The following is a 10,278-nucleotide window of genomic DNA, read 5'->3' as shown; positions in this document are numbered from 1 at the left end:
GGTCCATATATTCCAATACTAGAACTTAAAGTTCCTGCTAAAGCATAACGTTGCATGTGCATAGATTCGTTAGCGCCTTGTAAATGATGCGGATTAATATCGGGCGTATTTGGCCAGAAATTTGGCTGCATATACTCGCGTAATTCACTTGTGGTTAATTCGTTTACATACTCCATTATTTCATGCTTGTTTTCTCGCCATGTAAAATAGGTGTATGATTGCGTGTAACCTTGTTTTGCTAATTGTTGCATCACTTTTGGTGCCGTAAATGCTTCGGCTAAAAAGATTACATCAGGATGTTTTGCTTTTACTTCGGTAATAATCCAATTCCAGAAATAGAATGGTTTCGTATGCGGATTGTCAACTCTAAAAATGTTTATTCCGCAATCTATCCAATACATTAAAATATCTAGACACTCATTCCAAAGGTTTTGATAATCTTCACTTTCCCAGTAAATGGGAAGAATATCTTGATATTTTTTTGGTGGATTTTCAGCGTACTGTACGGTTCCATCAGGTCGCCATTTAAACCAAGAAGGATGTTCCTTTACCCAAGGATGGTCTGGAGCTGCTTGTAGCGCATAATCCATAGCAATTTCAAGGTTGTTTTCTTTTGCTTTTTGAATTAAAGATTTAAAATCGTCAAGCGATCCTAATTGCGGATGGATAGCTTTATGTCCTCCGTATTGAGAACCAACACCCCAAGTTGAACCAACATCGCCTTCATGTGCTTCAGTAGTGTTATTTTTACCTTTTCGGTTTACTTCGCCTATTGGGTGAATAGGGGGTAAATAGACCACATCGAACCCCATATTTTTAACACGAGGCAATAATCGTTCACAATCTTTAAACGTGCCATGAACTCCTTGTTTTTCTGAAGCAGAACGTGGAAAAAATTCATACCAAGTACTAAACCTCGCCTTTTTTCGGTCTACATAAACACGATATTCTTTGGTGGTGTTTTCGAGTTTTTTTATGGGATTATTATAGAATATCTTGTATAATCGATCGGTAGTTGCTTCGGTTATAGCTTCGCCATAATCGTCCTCATTTTTGAATAGTTTATGAAGTCGTTCTAAATAGATTTTATCATCAGCTGATACTTTTTTAAAAAGTGCTTCAAGATATTCAGCGCCTTCAAGTAATTCAGAAGACACATATTGACCATCATTAATTTTTCTAATTAAACCATATCGCCAATTAAGGGCATAATCAACCCAAGCTTGCACCTTATAGGAATAAAAGCCTTGTGTGTCAACTGTAAATGAGGCTTTCCATTCATCGTTGGAGGTAAGCATCATTCTGGTTTCTCTCCAAGCCCTACCTTTTTCTGGTTTATAAAGTATCGATGCACCTAAAACATCATGACCATCGGCCATAATATGCGCATTAACATTAACAATTTCATTAACAATACGTTTTATATAAAACTCCCCGCAGTTTACACTAGGTGAAACGTGGTCAATTACAACTCTTCTTTGGTCTTGCATTTTTAAATTGTATAATAAAAAATAATTTGTTTTTAATTATATGATGGTACCTTTAGCTATTGTTGCATTGTTTTTAATAACTACAATGCCATCCCTAATACAGTATTCATCAGTTTCTGTGTCTTCCAAATGTTTGCCTCCTTCAATTCTAACGTCGTCACCAATGCGGCAATTTTTATCGAGGATGCAGTTTTTAATAACACAACGCTCTCCAATACCCATTAGGTTTTCAATTTTATTGCTTTGCATGTCATCAAGAGATTCGTAATAGTCGGCTCCCATCATATAGGTGTTAACAATTGTGGTGTCTTTTCCTATTCTTGACCGAATACCAATAACCGATCTTTCAATTTTTGAAGCGCTTATGATGCAGCCTTCACAAATGACAGCTTTATCTAATTGTGTTCCAGCAACTTTTGTAGACGGAAGCATTCTAGCATGCGTATAAATTCGTTTATCTTTATTGTATAAATCAAATTGAGGAATATCATCGGTTAGGCCTAAATTGGCTTCAAAAAAGGACTCTATAGTTCCTATATCGGTCCAATAGCCTTCATATTGATAGCTTAACGTTTTGTGAGAATCAATAGATTGTGGGATAATTTCCTTACCAAAATCAATGGTGTCAGGGTTTTTCATTAATTCAACTAATAAATCCCTATTAAACACATAAATACCCATAGAAGCGAGGTAATTACGCCCTTGTGAATTCATTTCATTACTAACTTCTGAGGTCCAATCTGGCAAAAGGCTAGTGTCTGGCTTTTCAATAAACGACGTTATAATATTTTCTTGATTGGCCTTTAAAATCCCAAAACCTGTGGCATCTTTGGCATTTACCGGAATGGTTGCAATGGAGATTTCGGCACCACTTTTTTCATGAGCTTCAATCAATTTATCATAATCCATTTGGTATAATTGGTCGCCAGATAATATTAAAGCATACTTAAAATCGTGTTGCAAAAAATGGTGCATACTTTGCCTTACTGCATCTGCCGTTCCTTGAAACCATGTTTTACTCTCTGGAGTTTGTTCTGCAGCTAATACATCAACAAACGCGCTACTAAAAAAACTAAAGTGATAGGTGTTTTTAATATGTTTATTTAATCCTGCAGAATTGAATTGTGTTAACACAAAAATACGTTTGATATCTGCATTAATACAGTTTGAAATGGGGATATCCACCAATCTATATTTTCCAGCAATTGATACTGCTGGTTTTGAACGTCTATCCGTTAAAGGGTATAGTCTTGAGCCTTGACCACCACCTAATATTATTGATAATACATCATTATTTATCATACCTCAGTTGTTTTTAGTTAGTTACTTTACTTTAAATCAATGATTTATATAATTCTTCAACTTGTTTTGCAATGGCAATCCAATCGAAATAATCTTCAACGCGTTTTCTGCCATTTTTTGCCATTTTTTCTCTCAGGGTTTTATCGCCAATAACTTTATTTACACCAATAGCTAAATCTCTAGAGAATTTATCAGGATCAATAGGTTCAAAAGGCGCTTCAGTTTGTTGTTCTAACGGAATTAATAGGCCTGTTTCGCCATGCACAACAACTTCTTTAATGCCACCAACAGCACTTGCAACAACGGCAGTATTACAAGCCATGGCTTCAATATTTATAATGCCAAATGGCTCATAAATAGAAGGACAACAAAACACATCGGCATGCGAGTAAAGCTGAATAATTTCTTCTTTAGTTACCATTTTGTCAATCCAAATAACATTTTTGCGCGTCTTTTTAACTTCGTTAACGGCGTCTTCCATTTCTTTACCAATCTCTTTGGTATCAGGCGCTCCAGCACACAGTACAATTTGCGTTTCTGGATCTATATATTTTATGGCGTTTACTAAATGTATAATGCCTTTTTGGCGTGTAATTCTGCCCACAAAAAGCACATATGGTTTCGTTTTATCAACGCCATATTCATCTAATGTTGATGTTTCAGAAGTGGTAATATATTGTTGAAGATTAATCCCGTTATAAATAACATGAACTTTCTTTTCATCTACATTAAAATGTTTTAAAACATCTACTTTAGTTTCTTCTGAAACTGCAATAAGCGCATCTGCCATTTCAATAGCTGTTTTTTCTACCCATGATGATGCATCATAACCCCTACCAAGTTGTTCACGTTTCCATGGTCTTAATGGCTCAAGAGAATGCGTTGTTATTACCAAAGGAATACCATAGCATAATTTAGCAACAATTCCGGCAAAATGTGCATACCACGTATGACAATGAACAACATCGGCATCAATGGGATCGGCATTCATTTGAAGGCAAGTGCTTAAGGTTTTAAAAACCGATTTTAATTTATCATCCGCACCTTCAAACACCCCATCTTCAAAAGGAAATCCTTTTACGGTTAAATTTTCTGATTTGGTATCTTGATCTCCAAAGCACCTAACTTCCATTTCAATTAATTTAGCCAATTCATCGGCTAAATATTCAACATGTACGCCTGCGCCACCATAAACATATGGAGGGAATTCTCTAGTATAAAAAAGTGCTTTCATAAATAAAATATATCGTTTTATTGATAAAAATCTGTTAGTAAAACGGTATTAATCAACCTGTTAAATTCAGTTTTTACTTCATTTTTTTTATCATAATTTTAAATAAAATCAATTTTAGAATGTTATTAATTGTTAATAACTTCAATTAATAAGAATACCAAAACAAAAATGATGACATCAATAATAGTGTAGGATAAAGTCTAATTTGGTTTGTTTAGTTGAATAATTTTTACTGTGTTATAAACATACAAAAATTATTCTTAAAAATTTTGTGACAAATTATTTTTATGAAAAAAAAGGCATATCTCCAATTAAAGCAGATAATCAATAATAAAAACATGAAAAAGATTGATTTTGGCTTTAATCATGCAATTTATAGTGAAAGATTATTAATATAAATCAATAGTTAAATTGAATGCAAGCTAATTTTCATTCTTTCAATTATGAAATTTATAAAATTAAGTATTTGAAATTACTAATTATTCAATTTTTTAGGTGGCTAGATGTTAATAAACAACTTTTAGTTTGTTGTTCTCCTCTTTTTAAAATGGGTTTTTGCTATACAATAAGGAAGCGGCCTTTTTCTTTTTGTCCAAAAACCGAATTATCTAGAGACCAAATAAGTCGAATTTAATCATTCAACTTCAAAACAGCCATAAACGCTTGCTGTGGAATTTCTACATTTCCAACTTGGCGCATACGTTTTTTACCCTTTTTCTGTTTTTCAAGAAGTTTACGTTTACGCGAAATATCGCCACCATAACATTTAGCTGTTACGTCTTTACGAAGTGCCTTAATGGTTTCTCTAGAAATAATTTTAGCGCCAATGGCAGCTTGAATAGGAATATCAAATTGCTGACGCGGAATTAATTCTTTCAGCTTCTCACACATTTTTTTACCAATACTTTGGGCGTTATCTGCATGAATTAAAGCCGATAAAGCATCAACAGGTAGGGCATTCAATAAAATATCTAAACGTACTAGTTTTGATACTTTCATTCCAATTGGATGATAATCAAAAGAAGCATAACCTTTTGAAACTGTTTTTAATCTATCGTAAAAATCAAAAACAATTTCAGCTAAGGGCATTTCAAAAGTCATCTCTACACGTTCTGTAGTTAAATAGGTTTGATTTAAAACAATACCTCTTTTTTCAATACAGAGCGACATTACGTTTCCAACAAAGTCAGATTTTGTAATGATGGTTGCTTTAATATAAGGCTCTTCAACACGGTTAACTGTAGAAGGGTCTGGTAAATCTGATGGGTTATTTACTATAAAAGCCTCATCTGGATTTTTATTCGTGAATGCGTGGTAAGATACGTTGGGAACCGTAGTAATAACAGTCATATCAAATTCGCGCTCTAATCGTTCTTGAATAATTTCCATGTGAAGCATGCCTAAAAACCCACAACGGAAACCAAAACCTAAAGCCGCCGAACTTTCTGGTTGAAATACTAAAGACGCATCGTTAAGTTGTAGTTTTTCCATCGAGTTACGAAGCTCTTCATAATCTTCTGTATCAACCGGGTAAATACCTGCAAACACCATAGGTTTTACATCTTCAAATCCTTCAACAATATTAGTAGTTGGATTTGCAAAATCTGTAATGGTATCACCTACTTTTACTTCTTTAGCGGTTTTAATACCTGTGATTAAATATCCAACATCGCCCGCTTTAACACTTTGTTTTGCAACCTGAGTTAGTTTTAAAGTTCCCACTTCATCGGCGTAGTATTCTTTGTCTGTGGCAACAAATTTAATTTTTTGACCTTTTTTAATTTCACCATTAAATACTCTAAAATAGGTTTCAATTCCTCTAAAAGTATTGTAAACCGAATCGAAAATTAAGGCTTGTAACGGTGCATTTGGGTCACCTTTTGGTGCAGGAATACGTTTTATAATGGCTTCTAAAATATTATCAACCCCAAAACCGGTTTTTCCACTTGCATGAATGACTTCTTCAGGGTCGCAACCTAATAAATCAACAATATCATCAGTAACTTCTTCAGGGTTTGCGCTCGGTAAATCAACTTTATTAAGAACTGGAATAATTTCCAAGTCGTTTTCTAAAGCTAAATATAAATTAGAAATGGTTTGTGCTTGAATACTTTGTGCGGCATCAACAATTAGTAAAGCGCCTTCACACGCAGCAATAGAACGAGAAACTTCATATGAGAAATCAACATGACCAGGCGTATCAATTAGGTTTAAAACATATTTTTCACCTTCAAATTCATAATCCATTTGGATGGCGTGCGACTTGATAGTAATACCACGTTCGCGCTCCAAATCCATACTATCCAGTAATTGGGCTTGTTTTTCCCTAGCTGTTACGGATCCTGTAGCATCCAACAAACGGTCTGCAAGCGTACTCTTACCGTGATCAATATGTGCAATGATGCAAAAATTTCTAATGTTCTTCATAGTCAACAATCTTCATAAAAAAGATTTGGCAAAGATAGATTAATTTTATTTAGACTTCGTAGGTTTTTAAAACCTGCTAAGTCTTTAAAAAGGTAATGAATTTGGCGTTAATCTTGCCATTCTGCTATAAACAAATTGGTGTCACGTCCGCCTCCATTGTTTCGGTTTGATGAAAATGCTAAATACCTTCCATCATTTGAAAACACGGGAAATGCATCAAACGTTTCGCTATGTGTAATGCGTTCAAGGTTTTTGCCGTCAATATCAATTAAATATAAATTAAACGGAAAACCACGTTCTGCTTCAAAATTAGAAGAAAATAAAATCTTTTCCCCAGAAGGATGAAAAAACGGACTCCAATTGGCGTTTCCTAAATCTGTTAATTGGCGTAAATCACTTCCGTCTGCATTACAAATATAAAGTTCCATATCCGTCGGTTCCACTAAACCTTGAGCAAGCAAATCTTTGTATTCTTTAATCTCTTTTTCGGTTTTTGGGCGCGATGACCGGAATATAATTTTTGTACCATCAGGCGAAAAGAAAGCGCCTCCGTCATAACCTAATTCATTCGTAATTTGTTTTACATCGCTGCCATCCAAATTCATGGTGTACAACTCTAAATCACCACTTCTAGTAGAGGTGAAAACTATTTTATCACCTTTAGGCGAAACCGTTGGCTCTGCATCGTAACCCTTTTCATTTGTTAATTGGCTTACAATATTGCCTTCTAAATCCGCAACAAAAATGTCGAATGAATCATAAACTGGCCAAATGTATTTTCCGTTTTTACGAAGCGGTGTGTCTGGGCATTTTTCATCACTTAAATGTGTTGAAGCATAAATAATATGCTTGTTATCAGGCAAAAAATAAGAGCACGTTGTTCGCCCTTTTCCTGTGGAAACCATGGGCGGCATGGTATCTTTAAAAGTCTCGCCAACGTTCATCAAAAACATCTGATCGCAATTAACACCCCAGTTTTTGTTATTCGATTGAAATACTATTTGCTTATCATCAAAACTCCAATAAGCTTCGGCATTATCACCACCGAAAGTAATTTGTTTAATAGATTTGAAATGCTTTTCAGCTGGAAAAATTAGAGAATCTTTTACAGCGGCAACCCGATTGGTTTCTTCAACAGCCTTCTTTTTTTCGTTTTTACAAGCAAAAACAACTAAAACTAATGCTAAAAGGTATATTCGATTCATCCTGAAAAATTTAGAAGTATTGATTAAATTTGAACAAAATTAATATTTATAACTATGAAATACTTAATAGCCATACTTTTTTTAGTTTTTCTAAATTCTTGTAAGAAGGAAACGGTAAAATCTGTAACCATTAAAGAGGACGTTGTTTTTTTGTCTGATGATGCTTTAGAAGGGCGTCAAACGGGAACTGATGGCGAAAAAGCTGCCGCTGATTATATAGCAAAACGCTTTAAAGACTTAGGTTTAGAGGGTAAAGGAACCCGTGAATATTTCCAAACATTTACGTTTAAACCCAAAACAAATCCGCACCAAAAAGTAAATTATACGGTAAAAGAAGGCGATAGCACCATTACAGGAACAAATGTTTTAGGATTTATAAATAATAATGCAGAAAACACCATTGTTATTGGAGCGCATTACGACCATTTAGGATATGGTGCTGAAGGGTCTTTACACAGAGGGGAAAAAGCCATTCATAATGGTGCTGATGATAATGCAAGTGGCGTGGCCGTGATGCTAAATCTTGCAGAAAAGTTAAAAGGAAATCACACCAATAATAACTATTTATTTATGGCATTTTCTGGTGAAGAAATGGGATTATTAGGCTCTAATTATTTTGTAAAAAATGCGACCATAGACACCAAAAAAATTGACTATATGATAAATATGGATATGGTTGGTCGATTAAAAGCAGATAGTACTTTGGCTGTTTATGGTGTTGGAACCTCGCCTATTTTAAAACAAACTTTAAAGGCCCATAACAGCAAATTTAAACTGATTCCAAAAGAATCTGGAATTGGACCAAGCGATCATACCTCTTTTTATAATGCCGATATTCCTGTTTTGCATTTTTTTACGGGTCAGCATGAAGATTATCATAAACCAACGGACGATTTTGAAAAGCTGAATTACCAAGGCATGTTAACCATTTCTAATTATATTTTTGAGGTTATTTCGGATTTGGATAACAACGGGAAATTACCTTTTAGAAAAACAAAAAATGAAAGTGAAGAAACACCTAGATTTAAAGTAGGATTAGGGGTAATTCCTGATTATTTATATGATGGTAAAGGCATGCGAATAGATGGTATTAGCGAAGATAAACCCGCACAAAAAGCAGGCTTACAAAAAGGTGATATTGTGGTTAAATTAGGCGATAGCACCGTTACAGATATGATGAGTTACATGAAGGTATTAGCAACATTTGAAGCAGGAAACACAACAAAAGTAGTCGTAGATAGAAATGGCGAATTGGTTGAAGCTGATATAGAATTCTAATGCAATGTCATTCTGAGTGCAGTCGAAGAATCTGTATTCTAATTAAAACAAATGATTAAAACCAAACAGGATTTCATAAATAAAATACACTTAATTATTTCGGTTTTAATCGTAATACCTGTAGCTTTTGTTTATGGTTTTAATCCAGGTTCTCAATTTGATATTCATTTAAACACCAATGACGAACACAACTTTTTTAAAGCCATAATGGGCCTTTATTTGGGTTTTTCGGTTTTGTGGCTGTTAGGCGTTTTTATTAAAAATTATTTGAAGCTTGCCCTAATTACCAATCTTGTTTTTATGTTGGGTTTGGGCGCTGGAAGAGTGTTAAGTTTGATGCTTGATGGAACACCTACTTTTGCTTATGTTTTTGGAACTTTTGCCGAATTGGGTTTAGGTTTTTACGGACTATGGGTTTTACATAAGTTAACCTAGCTGAAATAGTTCTAAAAAAACTAGAATTATCACAGGAATTTCAGTTCGAGTTTTGAGTTAAATCCCTAATATTTTCGCATCAACAGCAAAAATTGCTAAGAATTTTATTTCGTATACTTCAGTTGTAGTTTCGTCAGCAACGGCATAAATACGCAATTTAAATTGGTCTTCTTTAACGTATTGTTCAAGCTCTTTACCTAACACATCCAAATCAATAGTATTTGAGTTATCGTTTGGCACATCCAATAAGTTTGCTACCTCCGTTTCTTCAACATTTTCTGTACTTATATAGATTCTAATCTGTTTAAGGAAATTAAAATTACCAGTTTCAGGAGAAGGAATACTAACGATGAGACTTTTCAACTTAATACTTTCAACTAAATCTTTGTTGGTATTATTATTTTCAAATGTAGTTTCCGAATTGGATTCAATATCAGGCGTAAACAAACTTATTGGAACATTAACAACGGGCACAGGGTTTAAGGTATAGCTGGTTTCGTAGTCCATGTCAAACTTTGTAAGCTCATCAATAACACTACAGTTAAAAAGTATAAAAAACGATAAGCATACTAAGACAATTTGAGATTTCATAGGATGTGAATTAATCGCAAATATACATATTTCAACATTATGGCATTGTTTTCAAATAATGATTTAGTTTAATTAGGTTCATTGTATATTTGCAGCTAAAATAAATGAGAACACTTTTTATAATGAATAAAAAGTAGTCGTTTGATATGATTAAAATAGACAACATAGAACTGCCAGATTTTCCATTGCTTTTAGCGCCTATGGAAGATGTTAGCGACCCGCCGTTTCGTGCATTATGCAAGGAGCAAGGTGCCGATGTTGTGTATACCGAATTTGTGTCTAGCGAAGGTTTAATTCGTAACGCTGCAAAAAGCGT

General features: G+C 34.2%; 9 protein-coding genes. 3 read left to right on the top strand and 6 right to left on the bottom strand.

The window, feature by feature from the left end; all coding sequences use genetic code 11:
• The 5 genes from WBN21_RS03460 to WBN21_RS03440 form a co-directional block, all read right to left on the bottom strand.
• Positions 1 to 1,490, bottom strand: a 1,490-nt coding sequence (locus WBN21_RS03460) for a maltotransferase domain-containing protein (protein ID WP_424197903.1), incomplete at its 3' end; no start/stop codon positions are given.
• Between the two features lie 36 nt (positions 1,491 to 1,526).
• The gene (locus WBN21_RS03455; protein WP_424197902.1) at positions 1,527 to 2,792 is read right to left on the bottom strand and encodes a glucose-1-phosphate adenylyltransferase; all 1,266 of its coding nucleotides are present in this window, start codon (positions 2,790 to 2,792) and stop codon (positions 1,527 to 1,529) included.
• A 31-nt stretch (positions 2,793 to 2,823) separates the two neighbouring features.
• Entirely contained in the window at positions 2,824 to 4,026 is a 1,203-nt protein-coding gene (gene glgA, locus WBN21_RS03450) for a glycogen synthase (RefSeq protein ID WP_424197901.1), read from the bottom strand.
• A 630-nt stretch (positions 4,027 to 4,656) separates the two neighbouring features.
• Positions 4,657 to 6,453: a translation elongation factor 4 gene (lepA, locus tag WBN21_RS03445; RefSeq protein ID WP_424197900.1), complete on the bottom strand. Its 1,797-nt coding sequence runs from the start codon at positions 6,451 to 6,453 to the stop codon at positions 4,657 to 4,659.
• A gap of 107 nt (positions 6,454 to 6,560) precedes the next feature.
• Positions 6,561 to 7,658, bottom strand: coding sequence for a TolB family protein (locus tag WBN21_RS03440; RefSeq protein ID WP_424197899.1), 1,098 nt, complete (start codon positions 7,656 to 7,658; stop codon positions 6,561 to 6,563).
• A gap of 54 nt (positions 7,659 to 7,712) precedes the next feature.
• Between WBN21_RS03440 and WBN21_RS03435 the strand changes: the two genes are divergently transcribed.
• Both WBN21_RS03435 and WBN21_RS03430 read left to right on the top strand, forming a co-directional pair.
• A complete protein-coding gene (locus WBN21_RS03435) occupies positions 7,713 to 8,936 on the top strand; it encodes a M20/M25/M40 family metallo-hydrolase (RefSeq protein ID WP_424197898.1) in 1,224 nt (407 codons plus the stop codon).
• A gap of 51 nt (positions 8,937 to 8,987) precedes the next feature.
• Complete coding sequence (locus WBN21_RS03430; RefSeq protein WP_424197897.1) at positions 8,988 to 9,371, top strand: DUF4345 domain-containing protein; 384 nt, start codon at positions 8,988 to 8,990, stop codon at positions 9,369 to 9,371.
• A 57-nt stretch (positions 9,372 to 9,428) separates the two neighbouring features.
• On the opposite strand, the gene WBN21_RS03425 is transcribed toward WBN21_RS03430, so the two are convergent.
• On the bottom strand, positions 9,429 to 9,962 hold the full coding sequence (locus WBN21_RS03425; protein WP_424197896.1) for a hypothetical protein: 534 nt from the start codon (positions 9,960 to 9,962) through the stop codon (positions 9,429 to 9,431).
• Positions 9,963 to 10,108: 146 nt separating this feature from the next.
• Here WBN21_RS03425 and WBN21_RS03420 point away from each other — a divergent pair.
• On the top strand, positions 10,109 to 10,278 hold a 170-nt coding region (locus WBN21_RS03420), incomplete at its 3' end, for a tRNA-dihydrouridine synthase (protein WP_424197904.1).

Source organism: Algibacter sp. (assembly GCF_049667265.1).
In the GTDB taxonomy this organism is placed as follows: Bacteria; Bacteroidota; Bacteroidia; order Flavobacteriales; family Flavobacteriaceae; genus Algibacter_B.
This window is presented reverse-complemented; position numbering and strand designations above follow the sequence as displayed.